This is a genomic window from Streptococcus sp. SPS1, from assembly GCF_030439915.1.
Classification (GTDB): Bacteria; Bacillota; Bacilli; order Lactobacillales; family Streptococcaceae; genus Streptococcus.
Genome location: NZ_JAQFJG010000012.1, coordinates 1 through 18,546 on the forward strand (window position 1 = coordinate 1; position 18,546 = coordinate 18,546).

15 protein-coding genes and 2 tRNA genes are annotated in these 18,546 nt (G+C 40.4%); 1 reads left to right on the top strand and 16 read right to left on the bottom strand.

Annotated elements, in window-relative coordinates; all coding sequences use genetic code 11:
• Positions 1–212 precede the first annotated feature (212 nt).
• Positions 213–1,322 carry a cell elongation protein CozE gene (cozE, locus tag PCY12_RS08370; protein ID WP_061439387.1) on the bottom strand — a complete coding sequence of 370 codons (1,110 nt, stop codon included), beginning with the start codon at positions 1,320–1,322 and terminating at the stop codon, positions 213–215.
• 102 nt (positions 1,323–1,424) lie between these two features.
• On the opposite strand from cozE, the gene pbp3 reads away from it, so the two are divergent.
• Positions 1,425–2,666 (top strand): D-alanyl-D-alanine carboxypeptidase PBP3, encoded by a 1,242-nt coding sequence (gene pbp3, locus PCY12_RS08375; protein ID WP_301352451.1) that lies wholly within the window; start codon positions 1,425–1,427, stop codon positions 2,664–2,666.
• 83 nt (positions 2,667–2,749) lie between these two features.
• Here the strand turns inward: pbp3 and sufB are convergent, their stop codons facing one another.
• The 15 genes from sufB to parC all read right to left on the bottom strand — a co-directional run bounded on the left by sufB (position 2,750) and on the right by parC (position 18,075).
• Entirely contained in the window at positions 2,750–4,162 is a 1,413-nt protein-coding gene (gene sufB / locus PCY12_RS08380) for a Fe-S cluster assembly protein SufB (protein WP_000797051.1), read from the bottom strand.
• A 57-nt stretch (positions 4,163–4,219) separates the two neighbouring features.
• A complete protein-coding gene (sufU, locus tag PCY12_RS08385) occupies positions 4,220–4,660 on the bottom strand; it encodes a Fe-S cluster assembly sulfur transfer protein SufU (RefSeq protein ID WP_301352453.1) in 441 nt (146 codons plus the stop codon).
• Positions 4,647–5,873 carry a cysteine desulfurase gene (locus tag PCY12_RS08390; RefSeq protein ID WP_301352455.1) on the bottom strand — a complete coding sequence of 409 codons (1,227 nt, stop codon included), beginning with the start codon at positions 5,871–5,873 and terminating at the stop codon, positions 4,647–4,649. The genes sufU and PCY12_RS08390 overlap by 14 nt, the downstream gene beginning before the upstream one ends.
• 10 nt (positions 5,874–5,883) lie before the next feature.
• A complete protein-coding gene (gene sufD, locus PCY12_RS08395; RefSeq protein WP_301352457.1) occupies positions 5,884–7,146 on the bottom strand; it encodes a Fe-S cluster assembly protein SufD in 1,263 nt (420 codons plus the stop codon).
• A 27-nt stretch (positions 7,147–7,173) separates the two neighbouring features.
• Positions 7,174–7,944, bottom strand: a complete 771-nt coding sequence (gene sufC, locus PCY12_RS08400; RefSeq protein WP_000114489.1) for a Fe-S cluster assembly ATPase SufC — start codon at positions 7,942–7,944, stop codon at positions 7,174–7,176.
• A gap of 149 nt (positions 7,945–8,093) precedes the next feature.
• Positions 8,094–8,288, bottom strand: coding sequence for a DUF3272 domain-containing protein (locus PCY12_RS08405; RefSeq protein ID WP_001041547.1), 195 nt, complete (start codon positions 8,286–8,288; stop codon positions 8,094–8,096).
• A gap of 27 nt (positions 8,289–8,315) precedes the next feature.
• Positions 8,316–9,971 carry a DNA polymerase III subunit gamma/tau gene (gene dnaX, locus PCY12_RS08410; protein WP_301352459.1) on the bottom strand — a complete coding sequence of 552 codons (1,656 nt, stop codon included), beginning with the start codon at positions 9,969–9,971 and terminating at the stop codon, positions 8,316–8,318.
• Positions 9,971–10,468 carry a GAF domain-containing protein gene (locus tag PCY12_RS08415; RefSeq protein ID WP_301352461.1) on the bottom strand — a complete coding sequence of 166 codons (498 nt, stop codon included), beginning with the start codon at positions 10,466–10,468 and terminating at the stop codon, positions 9,971–9,973. Before PCY12_RS08415 ends, dnaX begins: the two co-directional genes overlap by 1 nt.
• Positions 10,469–10,553: 85 nt before the next feature.
• Positions 10,554–11,756, bottom strand: a complete 1,203-nt coding sequence (gene rpsA / locus PCY12_RS08420) for a 30S ribosomal protein S1 (protein ID WP_061439368.1) — start codon at positions 11,754–11,756, stop codon at positions 10,554–10,556.
• Positions 11,757–11,917: 161 nt separating this feature from the next.
• Positions 11,918–11,989: transfer RNA gene (locus PCY12_RS08425), tRNA-Gln, on the bottom strand.
• Positions 11,990–11,998: 9 nt separating this feature from the next.
• Positions 11,999–12,079 (bottom strand) — tRNA-Tyr (locus PCY12_RS08430).
• Positions 12,080–12,128: 49 nt separating this feature from the next.
• Positions 12,129–12,359 carry a DUF2969 domain-containing protein gene (locus PCY12_RS08435; RefSeq protein ID WP_000037120.1) on the bottom strand — a complete coding sequence of 77 codons (231 nt, stop codon included), beginning with the start codon at positions 12,357–12,359 and terminating at the stop codon, positions 12,129–12,131.
• A gap of 97 nt (positions 12,360–12,456) precedes the next feature.
• A complete protein-coding gene (locus tag PCY12_RS08440; protein WP_301352463.1) occupies positions 12,457–14,424 on the bottom strand; it encodes a peptide ABC transporter substrate-binding protein in 1,968 nt (655 codons plus the stop codon).
• A 22-nt stretch (positions 14,425–14,446) separates the two neighbouring features.
• The gene (locus PCY12_RS08445; RefSeq protein ID WP_164225963.1) at positions 14,447–15,469 is read right to left on the bottom strand and encodes a branched-chain amino acid aminotransferase; all 1,023 of its coding nucleotides are present in this window, start codon (positions 15,467–15,469) and stop codon (positions 14,447–14,449) included.
• A gap of 134 nt (positions 15,470–15,603) precedes the next feature.
• On the bottom strand, positions 15,604–18,075 hold the full coding sequence (gene parC, locus PCY12_RS08450) for a DNA topoisomerase IV subunit A (RefSeq protein ID WP_301352465.1): 2,472 nt from the start codon (positions 18,073–18,075) through the stop codon (positions 15,604–15,606).
• Positions 18,076–18,546: the final 471 nt, after the last annotated feature.

The following is an 18,546-nucleotide window of genomic DNA, read 5'->3' on the forward strand; positions in this document are numbered from 1 at the left end:
GCGATGAAATCAAGCATGATTAAAACCAGCGGAACTTACCCTGACACGGATTTCCACTGGTTTTTACGATTTTTATCAGACTAACTTCCACTTGGATTAGCGGTGGAAGTTAGTTTGGGAATTTACCATTATTCTTAATCTGCTGATCTAAACGGCACTTCTACTCCTATAACTTCCCTAAAGAAAAAGAAAAATCCGGGTTCTCCTGACTTTTACTTAGCTAATTCTCTTTCTCGTTCTTTCATTGTTTTATGATTTTCATACAAACGGGATAAGAACTTAGAAATTTCTTTCAAGATAGAATAGGTTGGCACTGCGACAATCATTCCAACTACACCATAGATATTGCTTGACAACAAAAGTAAAACCAAAATCGTGATTGGATGAACCTTCATAACACTTCCTACAATTCGAGGATATAAGATATTGCCATCTACCTGCTGAACAACAAGCATATAAATCACTGAGATCAGCATTCTATGGGGATCAGTGAATATATTTGCGATGATCATAGGAATCAAACCAATACTTGGCCCCACATAAGGAATTAAATTGGCTACACCAGAAAAAATAGCAAAAACTAAAGCATATTTTAAACCAATAATACTATAGCCAATATAAGCCAAACAACCTATAATGATTGCGTCAATCGAAACTCCACTAATATAGCGAGCAATCGTCGCATTCAAATTCTTTAATAAGCCTGCAATATGCAAGCGATCCCTCTTTAGAATCGTTCTTTCAAGCATGGGCAAGAATTTATGTCCATCTAATAAGAAATAAACCAAAAAAACTGGAGTCATAATCAAAATCAAAACAGTACTGATAAGAGCTGACAAGACGCTCCCCACACTATTTGATACGCTATTTAGGATATTTTGAAGAATATCAACATAGGATAAGTTCAGTTGCTGAATTGTAGCTTCTACATCCAAATTCTGGAGCGCAGGGTAATTAGATAAGTCTATGATTAAGTCTTGTACTCGACTATAAATAGTTTGACTAGATATAATCAAACTAGATAACTGATTAATCAAAATAGGTAAGAGATAGACAACACCTATGACCATTCCCCAGACCAAAGCACACAAGGTAATTAAAATACCAAGTAAACGATTGAGTTTACAGACTTTATTTAAGAAAGTAACAATAGGGTTTGTCAAATAATAAAGAAAGCCCCCTAATAAAAATGGAATCATAATTGTATTAAGCACGCTAACAAAAGGGTTAATCAAAGACCCCATCTGTCTCCATAGGTAAAAGATGATTGTTAAGAGTAAAATTTCTGTGGTCCAAAAAAATAATTTATTTCTACGAAACATGAGTTACCTCCCTCACTCTATTTTACCATATTTTCAAAAAACTTAACGGATGAATTATTAAAGCAAGAATATTTTTTTTCTTTATGATAGAATAAGACTACTATGAAAAAAATATTTTTAACTTTATTAACTGTCTCCCTTTTAGGAGGTGCTTCTACTGTTGCTGCTCAAGATTTTAATATTGCTGCAAAACATGCCATTGCTGTTGAGGCAAATACTGGTAAAATTCTCTATGAGAAAGATGCAACTCAACCTGTCGAAATTGCTTCTATAACGAAACTACTTACCGTTTACCTGGTCTATGAAGCTTTGGAAAACGGAAGTATTACCCTCTCCACTCCTGTAGATATTTCTGATTATCCTTATCAATTGACGACAAATTCTGAAGCCAGTAATGTTCCTATGGAGGCCCGTAATTATACTGTCGAAGAGTTACTTGAAGCAACTCTAGTATCTAGTGCCAACAGCGCCGCTATTGCCCTAGCTGAGAAAATTGCTGGCTCAGAGAAAGACTTCGTCGATATGATGCGTGCCAAACTCCTGGAATGGGGAATTAATGATGCCACGGTTGTCAATACAACTGGTCTTAACAATGAGACTCTAGGGGATAACATTTACCCAGGGTCTAATAAAGATGATGAAAATAAGCTCAGTGCTTATGATGTTGCCATCGTTGCCCGCAATCTCATCAAAAAGTATCCACAAGTTTTGGAAATCACCAAAAAACCTTCTTCTACTTTTGATGGGATGACAATCACTTCTACCAACTACATGTTAGAAGGTATGCCTGCTTATCGCGGTGGTTTTGATGGACTGAAAACAGGAACAACAGATAAGGCTGGAGAGTCTTTTGTTGGTACTACTGTGGAAAAAGGGATGAGGGTTATCACAGTTGTTTTAAATGCAGATCATCAAGACAATAATCCTTACGCTCGATTTACAGCTACATCTTCCCTAATGGATTATATTTCTTCTACATTTACACTTCGCAAAATCGTTCAGCAAGGCGATGCCTATCAAGATAGCAAAGCACCTGTACAAGATGGAAAAGAAGATACGGTCACTGCAGTGGCTCCAGAGGATATCTATCTAATTGAACGTGTTGGGAATCAATCTTCCCAATCTGTTCAATTCACACCTGATTCCAAAGCAATCCCAGCACCACTTGAAGCTGGAACAGTGGTTGGCCATTTGACTTATGAAGACAAGGACTTGATTGGTCAAGGTTACATCACCACAGAGCGCCCTAGTTTCGAAATGGTTGCAGAAAAGAAAATTGAAAAAGCCTTCTTCTTAAAAGTTTGGTGGAATCAGTTTGTCCGCTTTGTTAACGAGAAATTATAAAAAAATCGCGATTTAAACCGCGATTTTTTTATTACAAGTTCATCTTCAAAGTCCTTGATTTTGGATAAATCTAAAATCAAATTTTACCCAACTGATCCTTCCATCTCATAGCTAATCAAACGGTTAAGTTCAACTGCATATTCCATTGGAAGTTCTTTTGTAAAAGGTTCTACAAATCCCATAACAATCATCTCAGTTGCCTCAGATTCTGACAAGCCACGGCTCATGAGGTAATAGAGTTGTTCCTCTGAAATCTTAGAAACCTTTGCTTCGTGTTCCAAAGCTACTTGAGAGTTGTGGATTTCATTAAATGGAATGGTATCTGATGCTGATAAGTCATCCATGATAATAGTATCACACTCAATGTGAGAAACAGATTTCTTAGAGTTTTTGTTAAAGGTTACCTGTCCACGGTAGTCAACCTTTCCTCCGCCTTTAGCGATGGATTTAGACACGATAGATGAGCTAGTATGTGGTGCGTTGTGAATCATCTTGGCACCCGTATCTTGGTGTTGCCCAGCATTAGCAAAGGCGATCGAAAGCATAGTACCACGCGCCCCTTCTCCATCTAGGTAAACAGATGGGTATTTCATGGTTGTTTTGGCACCCAAGTTTCCATCAATCCACTCAACAGTGGCATCCTTTTGAGCTTTAGCACGTTTCGTTACCAAGTTATAGACGTTATCAGACCAGTTTTGGATAGTCGTATAACGCATATAAGCTCCGTCCAAGGCAAAAATTTCTACGATGGCAGCATGCAAACTGTTGCTTGAATAAGTTGGCGCTGTACATCCTTCTACATAGTGAACACTTGCTCCCTCATCAACGATAATCAAGGTACGTTCAAACTGACCAGTATTTTCGTTGTTGATACGGAAGTAAGTTTGAAGCGGAATATCTACCTTGACACCTTTTGGCACGTAGATAAAGGTTCCACCTGACCATACTGCTGAGTTGAGGGCTGCCAACTTGTTATCTGTCGGCGGTACCAACTTAGCGAAGTATTGTTTAAACAAGTCTGGGTATTCCTTGAGGGCAGAATCCGTATCTGTAAAGATGATACCTAACTTCTCAAATTCTTCCTTCATGTTGTGGTAAACTACTTCTGACTCGTACTGGGCAGAGGCACCGGCTAGATAGGCACGCTCAGCTTCAGGAATCCCGATACGCTCAAAGGTTTCTTTAATTTTTTCAGGAACCTCATCCCATGAACGAGCTGGTTTATCAGATGGTTTTTGGTAGTAGATCAAGTCATCAAAATCAATCTCTGACAAGTCTGCTCCCCAAGTTTGCATAGGCATTTTTTTGAAGGTTTCATAAGACTTCAAACGGAACTCTAACATCCACTCAGGTTCTCCCTTGGCAGCTGATAGTTCACGAATGACATCTTCATTCAATCCTTTTCCTGTCGATAGGACAGGCTCTACATCATCATGGAAACCAAATTTATATTCACCAAGGTCAATTGGTTTTGGTTCTACTCTTTCTTCAGCCATAATATCCTTTCTTTCATTCTTCATTTCTAATAGTTCATAAGACAAAAGAAACTTGTCTTACTTTTTTTCTTGATTCTCAATTGTTTTCTTAAGGGCGTTCCAAGCCAGAGTTGCACACTTAATCCGTTGTGGAAATTTTGCAACACCTGATAAGAAGGCTGCATCACCTAGTTGGTCTTGGCGTTCATCTTTTTGCCCTTGAACCATTTCAGAAAAAATAGTCGCAAGTTCTAAGACTTCTTGCTTGGTTTTTCCTAAAACGGCATCTGTCATCATACTAGCAGAGGCAGTCGAGATGGTACAACCTGAATTTAGAAAAGCGATATCTTCCAAACGATCCGCTGCATCAAACTTGACAGAGAGGTTGATGACATCCCCACAGGTTGGATTGTTGAGACTGATTTGTTCAGCATCATCCAACTTCCCTTGATGATGTGGATTTTTCGAATGGTCCGCTACCACTGCCATATAAAGGCTATCTAGTTTAGAAAGTGCCATTGAAAAACTCCTTTGTCTTTTGTAAGGCATCGACTAATTTGTCGCAATCTGCCTTGGTATTGTAGATATAAAAACTTGCACGAGCTGTTGCTGGAACTTCCAAATACTGAAGCAAGGGTTGCGCACAGTGGTGACCGGCTCGAACTGCTACTCCTTCATAATCAAGTGCTGTAGCTAGGTCATGGGGATGAAGATCCCCTAGGTTAAAGGCAATGACACCTGAACGTTGAGCCAAGTTCTGCGAACCATAAATGGTCAATCCCTCAATCGCCTGCAGTTTTGGATAGACGTATGAAATCAATTCCTGCTCATGAGCTTCAATGGCATCCATACCAATCTTTTCCAGATAATCCACTGCTGCTGCAAGTCCAATAGCACCTGCCATATTTGGCGTTCCAGCCTCAAATTTCCAAGGCAATTCTTTCCAACTAGCAGATTGTTCATAGACGAAATCAATCATCTCGCCGCCAAATTCTACTGGTGACATTTGTTCCAGATACTTCTCTTTGCCGTAAAGGACACCGATACCAGTCGGACCAGCCATCTTGTGACCCGAAAAGGCAAAGAAGTCCACATCCAAGTCCTGGACATCAATCTTCATATGAGGCGTAGATTGAGCTCCATCCACCACCATGACGGCTCCCACTTGGTGAGCCAATTGAGTGATTTCTTTGATTGGATTGACCACACCAAGAACATTTGAGGCGTGAGCTAGGGAGACAAACTTAACTTTATCAGTCAATTTAGCTCGCAAATCATCCATATCCAGAGCTCCATTCTTGAGATAGACATAGACAAGCTCTGCCCCAGTCTTACGGCAGGCTTCCTGCCAAGGAATGATGTTGGAATGGTGTTCCATGACAGAAATCAAAACTTGATCTCCTTCAGTCAGAACTTCCTCTGCAAAGCGAGCTACCCAGTTCAGACTGGTTGTCGTTCCTCTAGTAAAGAGAACTTCCTTTATAGACCCTGCATTGATAAACTTACGAATAGTTTCACGAGCAGCTTCATAGGAAGCAGTCGCCCGCTCCGCCAAGGTATGAACGCCACGATGAACATTGGCATTGTCGTTCTCATAGTAGCGGTTAATCGTCTCCAGAACTGCTAGTGGTTTTTGTGTCGTCGCAGCATTATCCAAATAAACCAATGGTTCATCATTAACAATCTGGTCTAAAATTGGAAAATCCTTGCGAATCGCTTCTACATCTAACATCGGCTTCCCCTTAGCGTTTTGACAATTTTTCTTCGATAGTTGCAATCATTTCATCACGAACTTCCTTGACTGGAATCTCAACGATAACGGATCCAAGGAAGCCACGAACAACCAAACGCTCTGCAGTTACCTTATCCAAGCCACGACTCATGAGGTAGTACATATCTTCTGGATCCACCTGACCAATAGAGGCTGCGTGTCCTGCAGTGACGTCATTTTCATCAATCAAAAGAATTGGGTTAGCATCTGAACGAGCCTGGTCTGAAAGCATGAGAACACGACTTTCTTGTTGCGCATCTGCTCCCTTAGCACCCTTGATGATATGGCCGATACCATTGAAGGTCAAGGTTGCTTTTTCAAGAATAACCCCATGTTGGAGGATATTTCCGATTGAGTTGCAACCATAGTTAGTCACTCGAGTATCAATCCCTTGTACCTGACGGCCACTTGATAGAGCAACAACTTTAAGGTCAGCATGGCTACCGTTACCAATCAAGTCACTATCAAAGTCAGCAACGACATTGCCTTCGTTCATGACACCAATCGCCCAGTCAATGCTTGCATCGTTGCCTAATTTACCACGACGGCTAATATAAGCAGTGACGTTTTCACCTAGACGGTCAATAGCTGCAAACTTGACTTGAGCTCCAGAACGAGCAATGACTTCTACTGTAATATTGGCAGTTGCTTTGGCACTACCCTCACCACGTGACTCTAAGCGTTCAAGATAGCTAATCTTAGAGTTTTTACCAGCAATAATCATAATATGCTTGTTAAACGGCACATCACTATCACTATCTTGGTAGAAAATACCTTCTATTGGCTCTTTAATTTCAACATTATCAGGAATGTAGAGAACAGCACCACTGTTAAAGTAAGCTGTGTGGTAGGCCGCCAACTTGTCATCGTCATACTTAACAGATGACATGAAGAATTCTTCGATCAGCTCGGGAATTTCTTCTAAAGCTGAGTGGAAGTCTGTAAAGATAACACCCTGTTCAGCCAATTCAACTGGAATTTGCTCAAAAACAGTTTGGGTTCCTACTTGCACCAACTTCAAGTGGTTATCTAGTGCAGTGAAATCTGGAACATTTGCTGATGGCTCACTTTCTGTAATCGTTCCATCACCCAGATTCCAACGGTGAAATTTCACACGCTCAATAACTGGTAATTCCAAAGTCTCAATCTTGTCAAAAGCTTTTTGACGGAGATCAGCCAACCAGCTTGGTTCAGCGTGCATTTCTGAAAAAAGTTTAATAGTTTCTTTAGTCATTTACTTCTCCTAAAAGATACGAGGGAATTACAATTCTTCCTTGTAGTCGTAGCCAAGTTCTTCAGCTAGTTTTGCGTATCCTTCACGTTCCAAACGCGCAGCCAATTCTGGACCACCTGAAAGGACAACACGACCTTCCATCATGACGTGTACCACGTCTGGTGTGATGTAGTTCAAAAGACGTTGGTAGTGAGTGATAATCATAGCACCAAAGCCTTCACCACGCATAGCATTCACACCTTTAGAAACAACTTTAAGAGCGTCAATATCAAGACCAGAGTCAATCTCATCCAAAAGGGCGAAAGTTGGTTCCAACATCAAAAGTTGAAGAATTTCATTACGTTTTTTCTCACCACCAGAGAAACCTTCGTTGAGGTAACGCTCTGCCATTTCTTCTTTCATGTTGAGCAATTCCATTTTTTCATCTAGCTTAGTGATGAACTCGCGAACTGAAATCTTTTCATCATCTTCTTTACCAGCATTCATTGCTGCACGAAGAAATTCAGCGTTGGTAATTCCAGGGATTTCAGATGGGTATTGCATAGCAAGGAAAAGTCCCATACGCGCACGCTCGTCTACTTCCAATTCAAGGATATTTACACCGTCAAACAAGACTTCACCTTTGGTAACTTCATAGTTTGGATTTCCCATGATAGCGGCAGAAAGAGTCGATTTACCAGTACCATTTGGTCCCATGATAGCGGCAATTTCTCCTGTTTTCAGGGTCAGATTCACCCCTTTTAAAATTTCTTTTCCTTCAATCTCAACGTGAAGATCTTTGATCTCTAATACTGACATGATAGTTCCTTTCTTTTTCAAGACTTTTACAGTACTTACTAGAAAAACGTCTGATTTCCCCAGAAATAGAGTAAAAGGTCTATAAATATACTTTTATAGTATAACAAAAAAAAGCCTAAAAGGCTTTGATTTTGTCTGGAAGCTGAGGGCTAGTCTTTCCTATTAAAATGCTGATCAATGACATCAACGATTTTGCCCATCACATAACTGACACGAAAATTTCTAAAGAGTAAAATGGCCCAAAAGGCTGCCATAATATAGCGACCAGTCATCCAGGCTTCATTGAAAAAATAGGTCTCAGCAGCTGTAAACAGCGCCATAATAATAAATTGTTGTTTATTCATAAACTTATTGTATCATGAAATCTTTCTTTAGTCTTCCTCTACCTTCACTTTATCAGCCAAAAATTCAAATCCTTCTGGAATCAGGCTTTCTTCTGCTTCTTTTTCAGTTTGAGAAGATTTGGCTTTGGCTGAAAAGGCTGCGCGAACTTCTTTCCATTCCTCCATGGAAATAGCTAAAATCTCAGGTGAAAAACCGGCTGCCTGACTGAGGATATTTCCAAACATGGTGTTGAGATTGTCTCGTTTCATGGTTTGACCAGCATTGAAGTTAGACTCAAAAGCAAGAATGGCATGGTGTTCATTGGCTGCAACCGGTTGAGATCCAACTAGCAGAGCCTTATCAGGACCTCCTAGACTTTCAATCACCTCTCCCCAGGCATTCTGCAAACGAATCAGGTTTTGACGTGCTAAATCAGGATTTTCAACGGCCTCTTGTAAGATAGATTGCACTTTATTGCGATCGACACGATAGACGGTCTTGCCTGCCGCTGGGCGACTAGGAGCTGGACTTGTTGGCTTGGGCACAGTTCCCACATTAGCGAGTTCTTGTTTGAGACGTGTCACTTCCTGTCTCAGTGCAGAAATTTCATGTTCAACTGCACTAGAAAGAGCTGGTTCGGGCTTGATTTCCGCCAAACGGATGGTCATCATTTCAGCATAAATCTTGGGCTGCAAACTAGACTTAATATCTGCTAAACTCACTGTCGCTAAGCGAATCATTTCAAACAGATTTTCTTGAGGAAGTGCCAAATTTTCTACAAAGACTGGACTATGATGAGTGTTTTCTCCCCCTGTTTGAACAATTAACAAGTCTCTTAAATAGTGCAAAAGGTCGGTCACAAAACGGGTCATGCTCTTACCATTGTCAAAAAGAAGATTCAAGCAAGACAAGGCCTTGGTAACATCCTGTTGAGACAAGGCAGCCACATAATCATCCAAGGCTGATAGGCTAATGGTGCCAGTAATTTCTTCAGAGATGGCAGTCGTCAATTCATTTCCCTGTGTCAAACTCAGGGCTTGATCCAAAATAGACAAGGCGTCCCGCATTCCACCTTCCGCCCGTCTGGCAATGATTTCCACAGCCTCTGGTTCAGAACTGATATTTTCTTTTTCTAAGATATAGTGGATATGTTCCTTAATATCCTGTGTCTTAATTGATTTAAACTCAAAACGTTGCACACGGGATAGAATAGTCGCAGGAATCTTGTGCAATTCAGTAGTGGCCAAAATAAAGACTACATTCTGTGTTGGCTCTTCCAGCGTCTTTAGGAGGGCATTAAAAGCCCCTGTAGACAGCATGTGAACCTCATCTATGATATAAACTTTATAACGAGCAAGGCTAGGGGCATAGGTAGATTTATCACGAATTTCACGGATTTCATCCACCCCATTATTAGAGGCCGCATCCATTTCGATGACATCTTCTAAACTACCATCTGTCACTGCCTGACAAATATAGCAGTTATTACAAGGTTCACCACCCACTTGATTGGGACAGTTCATAGCCTTGGCAAAAATCTTAGCCACACTGGTTTTTCCCGTTCCACGAGGACCTGAAAAAAGATAAGCATGACTTATTTTCTCTTGCTCCACCGCTTGTTTAAGGGTCTTAGCCACAACTTCTTGACCAACCAACTGGGAGAAATTTTGACTTCTATATTTTCGATAAAGTGCTTGATACATTAGGCTTTCTCCCCAAACATTGTAAAGTCCCATTCTGTCTTTTCAAGCAAAATAGCAACAAATTGTTCCAAATAATCTCGATCCATAGCATCATAATCATCAATCTCTGAAGAATCCAGATCCAGAACCCCTAGCAATTGACCATTCTTCATCATTGGCACAACAATTTCACTTTTAGCTCGACTATCACAAGAAATATAGTTGGGATAAGTCGTTACATCACCAACCAGAACAGTTTCCTGAAAGTGTGCTGCCTCACCACAAACACCCTTGCCTAGTGAGATACGGATGCAGGAAACACCTCCTTGGAAAGGACCTAAAACCAATTCCTTTCCATCGAACAGATAAAAGCCTGCAAATACGGTATTAGGAAAGCGTGATTTTAGAAGAGCGCTGGCGTTGGAAAGATTAGCCAAAACATTGGTTTCACCATCCAATAAAAAAGAGAGCTCCTCATTTAACATTTGATAACGTGATTGTTTTTCTGATTTTAACATAGAACTATTATATCAAAAAAGGCTTACAGACAAAAGAAAAATCCCTTGTTTAGAAAACAAAGGATTTTATGAATTTTCAATTTGATTAAAGTTCGATATCACCGAACAAGTCAGCCATTGAGAATCCTGTTTGTGTTTCTGGAAGTTCGAAATCACGTTTTTCTTGACGTTTTGGACGACGTGGACGAGCAGCACGTTTTTCTTCTTTTTGTCCTTCTTCTTGAGCTGGACGCTCTTCAAGAGCTTTGATAGAAAGTGATACGCGCTCTGCATCTGCGTTAACTTCAAGAACTTTAACTTTAACTTCTTGACCAACTTTAAGAGCTTCTTTTGGATTTTCAATACGTTTGTGTGAAATTTGTGATACGTGAACAAGTCCATCGATACCTGGCAATACTTCAACAAATGCACCGAAGTCAGTCAAACGTTTAACTGTTCCTTCTACTACATCACCTTTAGCCAATTTTTGCTCAACGCCATCCCATGGTCCAGGTGTTGTTGCTTTAAGTGAAAGTGATACACGTCCTTCTTCTTCGTTAAGATCAAGGATTTTCACTTCAATTTCTTCACCAACAGTTACAACTGATTTTGGTGAAACGTTACGTTCGTGTGACAATTCAGTCAAGTGAACCAATCCGTCAACACCACCAAGGTCAATGAAAGCACCAAAGCTTGTGATACGAGCAACTTTACCAGTTACAACATCACCAACAGCCAATTTACCGAACACTTCGGCGCGAGCTGCTGCAGTAGCTGCTTCAACAACTTCACGACGTGAAAGGATGAAGCGATTTTCTTTAGCGTCAACTTCTTTGATTTTAGCCTCAAATTCTTGACCTACAAAACGCTCAGTGTTACGTACGAAACGAGTATCCAACATTGAAGCTGGGATAAATCCACGAACACCTTCAAATTCTACTGAAAGTCCACCTTTAACGGCACGAGTTCCTTTAACAGTAACAACTTCTTCTTCGCGACCAACAAGTTTGTCCCATGCTTTGCGAGCTTCAAGGCGTTTTTTAGATACAAGGTATGTAACTGTATCAGTATCTTTACCAACTACTTGACGAAGTACAAGAACATCCAATACTTCTCCTACTTTAACAAAGTCATTGATATCTGCATCGCGATCGTTTGTCAATTCGCGAAGAGTCAAGACACCTTCAACACCAGTTCCAGAGATTGCAACGTTAGCTTGAGTCGCATCAACTGTCAATACTTCAGCACTAACAACATCACCAGTCTCAACTTGGCTAACGCTATTTAGCAAATCTTCAAATTCGTTCATCTAAAAAATCCTCCAACAATCAAGTTTTTCTTAAACTTGACATACTTATAATTTTTTTCCTAAGCACCCGCAAGGACATGTTCATATCGTTCACGTCTTTCAATTATAAAAATAAAATACCCTAAGATATTTTGCTTTTTATCTTGATTATTACCTAAGAACTGGGGTAGCTGGATTCGAACCAACGCATGAGGGAGTCAAAGTCCCTTGCCTTACCGCTTGGCTATACCCCATTGATGAAATGGAGAGAGAGGGATTCGAACCCCCGAACCCGAAGGAGCGGATTTACAGTCCGCCGCGTTTAGCCTCTTCGCTATCTCTCCTACAATCAACATGGACTATTATATCATGAAAATTTCAAAAAAACAAGACTTATTTTGCTAAATTATAATTTTCAATCAAAATTTCCACAGCTTTTTCCAATTTTTTATAAAAACTATCGACATTCCCATTCTTTATGATGGCAAATTGTCCGTCTAATTCGGCAATTTCTCCGATAACTTTTTTACCGATAGTCAATGTATAACCTTCAAAACTGTCTTTTCCTACACTAACTTTAGCATCTGCTACTTGAATTTCGATTTTTTTATCTTTCTTGCTCATTTCATACCTCTCTTCACTTTTTCTATTTTACAAGAAAATCCTAAAACTAGCAAGAAAAAACTCTATATCAGGCTTGTCTGACATAGAGTTCTCTGCTTTATTTAATATGCTTTTCTAGTTCTTTTTGGTATTTGCTATTGGATTCCAATTTTTCTTTTTGCCATTTTTTAAGAGCTTCGTCATATTCTTTTGTTGTAACAATATCTTTTTGCAATTTCATTCCTTTAAAGATATATGGATCCCCCTTAATACCAACTTGTGAGTATGGTTTTGAGAATGGTACTACGTTACTTACAACTGGAGAACCACCAGATGAGGCTGTTGGCATCAATAATGAACTATCTGTCAACCAAGCTTGAGCTTTGGCATATTTTTCATATCTCTTCTCTAAGTCAGTGGTCTCAGAAACAGCATCTTCTAACAATTTCTTATATTGATCCAAACCAAGTTTAGCGACAACATCCTTATCTTTTCCTTTCGTAATACCAAGGTGTTTCATGGCAGAACCAGATTTTGGATCCATAATATTCAAGTAAGATGCTGGATCTTGATAGCTTGGAGCCCATCCTGTACTGTTCAAATCATAGTCTTTTTGAGAAGGAACACGCGCTTGTGAAGTGATTGTTTCCTTTTCATTATCTGTCATTTGAAGAACGTCGATCACAACATTTTCAGCACCAAGAGTTGATTCGATTGACTGTTTGAAAGAGTTGCTTTGTTGAACGGCGATGGTATCTGTTTGTTCAACTGGGACATCCAAGTGAATTGGGAAAGTGACCCCTTTAGATTCCAAGTCTTTCTTAGCTTTTTCAAAGGCTGCTTTAGCCTTACCAGGGTTGTAGATAGAATCCTTACCGTCAACTAGCTCAACGCCCTTCCATTGGTCACCGTAGTTCACCAACTCTGCTTGAGCAATTTGACCAAAGTTCTTACCACCAGCTTGTACAAAGTTGTCAGGAACAAGGCTGTTACGAATAATCTTGTCCGCACCATCTTCACCATTTAGCTGGGCAGCATATGAATGGCGGTTGAAGGCAAAGTTGATAGCCTGACGGAAGTCCTTATTAAGCATAGCTTCTTTTGTAGAAGTCTTTTGCTCTTCGCTTGTTTTCGCAGTTTTATTATATGACTGACGATTTACGTTAAAAGTAAAGTAATAACTACTTGAGTCCTGTGGGCTATAAGTGATCTTATCTCCGTATTGTTCCAAAGTTGAAGCAAAGTTTGAGCTACTTGGGAAGAGACGAGCTGTCGTATAGGCACCTGAAGAGAAACTACGAATCAACGATTCCTGATCAGAACCATCGTAGTAAGTCAATTTAATCTTCTCAATTTTAACGTTTTCTTTATCCCAGTAATTTGGATTTTTCTCGTATTCAATCAACGATTTAGAAGTCAATGTTTTTAAGAAATAAGGACCATTGTAGAGAATACCTGCTGGGCTAACCTCTCCGTAATTCTTTCCTGATGCCTTTAAAAACTCTTCATTTACAGGCAACATCGTCGCTGTTGTAACTTTTGAATTCCAGAAACTTTCTGGCGCATTCAATGTATACTCAACTGTATAGTCATCCAAAGCCTTAACACCAACTGTAGAGAAATCATTGGTTTCACCAGTCATATAGGCGTCCAAGCCTTTGATTGAATTTTGGATGAGAGAGACACCGTCTGACTTGCCATCAGCAACGTGTTTTAGTCCTGTCACAAAGTCATGGGCTGTTACTTCTGCGTATTCTTCGCCTTCTGATGTGTACCATTTCACTCCTTTACGAAGTTTATAGGTATAAGTCAATCCATCTTTTGAGACAGACCAATCCTCAGCCAAAGAAGGAATAACATTACCATATTTATCATTTTCCATCAAACCATCAACGACATTCCCGATAATATCTGTTGTGGATGTACGCGTTGCTATGCTATAGTCCAAGGATGCTGGATCCACTGCATAGACATAAGAAAATGTTGTCGGAGCATCTGCTTCTTTATCAGCTTTTCCACAGGCTGCTAAAAGAGCTGTTGTGCTCAGGACCACTCCTGCTGTTAAGAGCCACTTTTTCGATTTCATAAAAATCTCCTTTAATATATTTTTAATCTACTTTTACAATCCAACCTTCTGGCGCTGGAATATCACCAAACTGAATTCCTGTCAGTTCATCATAGAGTTTACGAGTCACAGGTCCTACTTCTGTTTCACTATAGAACACATGGAAATCATCGCCGTGTTGAATACCGCCAATCGGAGAAATAACCGCTGCTGTACCACAAGCACCTGCCTCTACAAAACGGTCAAGATTATCAATTGGAACATCCCCCTCAATAGGAGTTAAGCCCAAGCGATGTTCTGCCAAATAAAGCAAAGAATACTTGGTAATAGATGGCAAGATAGATGGGCTCAATGGTGTTACAAATTCATTATCAGCTGTAATTCCAAAGAAGTTAGCTGAACCGACTTCTTCAATCTTTGTATGAGTTGATGGGTCTAGATAGATAACATCTGAGAAATGACGTGACTTGGCCAATTTTCCTGGCAAGAGACTGGCAGCATAGTTTCCACCAACCTTTGCCGCACCTGTACCATTTGGAGCTGCACGGTCGTATTCATCCTGAATCAAGAAGTTGGTTGGGACCAAACCACCCTTAAAGTAATTTCCAACTGGCATAGCAAAGATGGTGAAAATGTACTCTTCTGCTGGTTTTACCCCAATAATATCTCCGACACCAATCAAAAGAGGGCGAAGATATAAGGTTCCACCTGTTCCGTATGGTGGTACGTATTCCTCATTTGCGCGAACAACCGCCTTACAAGCTTCTACAAACATTTCTGTTGGAACTTGTGGCATCAAGAGACGGTCACAGGTACGTTGCAAGCGTTTAGCATTTTCATCAGGACGAAACAGTTGAACACTGCCATCCTTAGTACGATAAGCTTTCAAACCTTCAAATGCTTGTTGTCCATAGTGAAGACTTGGAGAAGACTCTGAAATATGCAAAGTTGCATCCTCTGTAAGCTCTCCTTGATTCCATTGTCCATTTTTAAAATGAGCAATATAGCGATAAGGTAATTTCATATAGGAAAAACCAAGGTTTTCCCAATCAATCGTTACTGTCATATTCCACTCCTTATTCTAAAAACCTATTTCTTATATTCTACACTATTTTTCTAAAATAGCAAGTATATTTTGTAATTTTCAGAAAATTTCTTCAATAAAAAGAACCAGCTCTTAGAACTGATTCCTCATTTCACTTATTTAGCTTCAGTAAATACTTCTTTAAGATAAGCGTCAAAAACTTCTTCATCTGAAATCGTGTCAGAAATGAAGCTTCCGTTGCTAGTTCGTTCTGACAGGTTCAAGTCTTGCAATCGGCTTTCATAGATTGTTCCTTTGTTGGATTGAACAAGCAGAGTTTGGTCGTTCTCTTCCACTTCTGTACTGAAGAGATCACCAATGAAGCCTTGTTCTGCGACTGCTCCTGCTAAGAAGACACGGTGCGGTTTGTTTTTCAACTCACGCAAGACTTGTAGTCCTCTTTTAGCACGGCTGGTTGCTGGAATTTCCTCAATAGAAACACGTTTCAAACTTCCACGTTGTGTCAAGAGATAGAAGGAAGAGGTATTACAGATAAAGGCAGATTGGAGGACATCATCTTCTTTCAGATTCATAGCCTTGACACCTGCTGCCTTGGCACCGACAACCGGAACCTCTTCAATATTGAAACGCAGGGCATAACCGTTTTGACTAATCAAGAGAACATCATCTAGTTTGATTGGAGCTACTGCTACAATCTGGTCTGTCTCGTCTTTGAGTTTAGCATACTTAACAGACTTAGATTTATAGGTCCGCCACGGAGTGAATTCTTTTCGTTCTACGCGTTTGATTTGACCAAGACGAGTTGCAGCAAAGTAGGTTGTCGCATCGTCAAACTGATCCACCACTTCCACATAAAGGATTTCTTCGTTAGTTTCAAAGTTGGTAATGGTTTGGCTCAGATGCTCTCCGATATCCTTCCAGCGAATATCTGCTAATTCATGGATTGGTCTGTAGATGACATTTCCAAGACTTGTGAACATCAAGAGGTGCTGGGTTGTCTTGACAGCTTGTACAAAGATCAGACGGTCATCATCACGTTTGCCAATTTCTTCCAGAGTGGAAGCCGCAAAGGAACGTGGACTGGTACGCTTGATGTAACCTGCCTTGGTCACGCTGACATATGTATCTTCCTCAGCAATCAGACTAGCTGTATCAATCTCGATTGCTTTCGCAGTATCTTCTAAGCTACTCAAACGAGAAGTCGCAAATTTCTTCTTGACCTCACGAAGCTCTTTCTTCATGAGATTGTACATAGTCCGTTCGTCACCAATGATCGCTGCAAGCATGGCAATCTTTTCACGAAGTTCTGCTTCTTCCTCCTGCAAGACAACCACGTCTGTATTGGTCAAACGGTAAAGTTGCAAGGTAACGATGGCCTCAGCCTGCTCTTCTGTAAAATCATAGCTGACCTTAAGGTTTTCCTTGGCGTCCGCCTTATTCTCAGAAGCACGGATAAGAGCAATGACTTCGTCCAAAATCGAAATCACGCGAATCAAACCTTCGACGATATGGAGACGTTTCTCAGCCTTTTCCTTGTCAAAGCGTGAACGCGCCAAAATCACTTCGCGACGGTGGGCGATGTAGCTAGACAAGATTGGGACAATACCGACCTGACGAGGTGTGAAATTGTCAATCGCCACCATGTTAAAGTTGTAGTTGATTTGCAGATCAGTGTATTTGAAAAGATAATTAAGAACAAGCTCCGTATTAGCGTCTTTTTTGAGCTCAATAGCAATACGTAGTCCATCACGGTCAGACTCGTCGCGAACCTCAGCAATACCAGCTACCTTGTTATTAACACGAACATCATCGATTTTCTTGACTAGATTAGCCTTGTTGATTTCATAAGGAATCTCAGTGATAACGATTTGTTCCTTACCACCTTTTAGCTTTTCAATCTCAGTCTTGGAACGAACAACCACGCGCCCTTTTCCTGTTTCATAAGCTTTCTTGATTTCATCACGGCCTTGGATGATGGCTCCTGTCGGGAAGTCTGGTCCCGGCAAGAATTCCATGAGTTTATCAACCTTTGCAGTTGGGTGGTCAATCATGTAAACCGCCGCATCAATGACCTCAGCTAAATTATGGGGAGGAATATCTGTGGCGTATCCAGCCGAAATACCAGTCGATCCATTTACCAAGAGATTTGGAAAGGCTGCTGGCAAGACTGTCGGCTCTTTCTCGGTATCGTCAAAGTTCCAAGCAAAAGGAACTGTCTTTTTCTCGATATCCTGAAGAAGGTAGCCTGCAATCTCTGACAAACGCGCCTCGGTATAACGCATAGCTGCAGGCGGATCTCCATCCATAGAACCGTTATTACCGTGCATTTCAACTAGAATCTCACGATTTTTCCAGTCCTGTGACATACGAACCATGGCATCATAGATAGAACTGTCACCGTGTGGGTGGAAATTCCCCATGATATTACCGACAGACTTAGCCGACTTACGGTAGCTCTTGTCAAAGGTATTGCCATCCTTATTCATAGAATAAAGAATGCGACGCTGAACCGGCTTCAAGCCATCACGAATGTCTGGCAAAGCCCGGTCTTGAATGATGTACTTGGAGTAACGACCAAAGCGCTCTCCCATGATGTCCTCCAGGGACATGTTTTGAATGTTACTCATATAGGATACAGAGCCCGTAAAATATCAAGTGAAAATAGAAAATTCTTGAAGTAAGCAAGCTCACCAGAGAATTTATCTTTTTCACGCATCATTTAGGGCGTGTTCAACTCCTTTCAAAGAATATAGAGTAGTTTTTTACAGAAAAGGTGTTCAGTTAATATATAAAGGGACGATTTGGCTTGCCAAAAATGTCTGTAGAAAAATAGAAAATTGATGTAGGGCTCGATGAAGTCAAGACGATTTGATTTGACTTTTTTCCGAATAAAATTAGTCCCGTATTCAGTTACTACAAATAACCAAACGACCCTTTCTGTAGTTTAATGTGTTTAAAATGCGTTGCTTCAGTTAATAAGAAATTTCACATAGCATTCAGGGCGTGTTCAACTCCTTTCGAAGAATGGAGAGTAAATATTATGGAAAAAGAAAAATATAGGGTGAGTGAATTTCATCCAATTCCTGTATCGCCATTTC

Excerpts from the sequence above, each read along its gene's own strand:
- cozE (WP_061439387.1), bottom strand. The coding sequence starts at position 1,322 with ATGTTTCGTAGAAATAAATTATTTTTTTGGACCACAGAAATTTTACTC.
- pbp3 (WP_301352451.1), top strand. The coding sequence starts at position 1,425 with ATGAAAAAAATATTTTTAACTTTATTAACTGTCTCCCTTTTAGGAGGT.
- sufB (WP_000797051.1), bottom strand. The coding sequence starts at position 4,162 with ATGGCTGAAGAAAGAGTAGAACCAAAACCAATTGACCTTGGTGAATAT.
- sufU (WP_301352453.1), bottom strand. The coding sequence starts at position 4,660 with ATGGCACTTTCTAAACTAGATAGCCTTTATATGGCAGTGGTAGCGGAC.
- PCY12_RS08390 (WP_301352455.1), bottom strand. The coding sequence starts at position 5,873 with ATGTTAGATGTAGAAGCGATTCGCAAGGATTTTCCAATTTTAGACCAG.
- sufD (WP_301352457.1), bottom strand. The coding sequence starts at position 7,146 with ATGACTAAAGAAACTATTAAACTTTTTTCAGAAATGCACGCTGAACCA.
- sufC (WP_000114489.1), bottom strand. The coding sequence starts at position 7,944 with ATGTCAGTATTAGAGATCAAAGATCTTCACGTTGAGATTGAAGGAAAA.
- PCY12_RS08405 (WP_001041547.1), bottom strand. The coding sequence starts at position 8,288 with ATGAATAAACAACAATTTATTATTATGGCGCTGTTTACAGCTGCTGAG.
- dnaX (WP_301352459.1), bottom strand. The coding sequence starts at position 9,971 with ATGTATCAAGCACTTTATCGAAAATATAGAAGTCAAAATTTCTCCCAG.
- PCY12_RS08415 (WP_301352461.1), bottom strand. The coding sequence starts at position 10,468 with ATGTTAAAATCAGAAAAACAATCACGTTATCAAATGTTAAATGAGGAG.
- rpsA (WP_061439368.1), bottom strand. The coding sequence starts at position 11,756 with ATGAACGAATTTGAAGATTTGCTAAATAGCGTTAGCCAAGTTGAGACT.
- PCY12_RS08435 (WP_000037120.1), bottom strand. The coding sequence starts at position 12,359 with ATGAGCAAGAAAGATAAAAAAATCGAAATTCAAGTAGCAGATGCTAAA.
- PCY12_RS08440 (WP_301352463.1), bottom strand. The coding sequence starts at position 14,424 with ATGAAATCGAAAAAGTGGCTCTTAACAGCAGGAGTGGTCCTGAGCACA.
- PCY12_RS08445 (WP_164225963.1), bottom strand. The coding sequence starts at position 15,469 with ATGACAGTAACGATTGATTGGGAAAACCTTGGTTTTTCCTATATGAAA.
- parC (WP_301352465.1), bottom strand. The coding sequence starts at position 18,075 with ATGAGTAACATTCAAAACATGTCCCTGGAGGACATCATGGGAGAGCGC.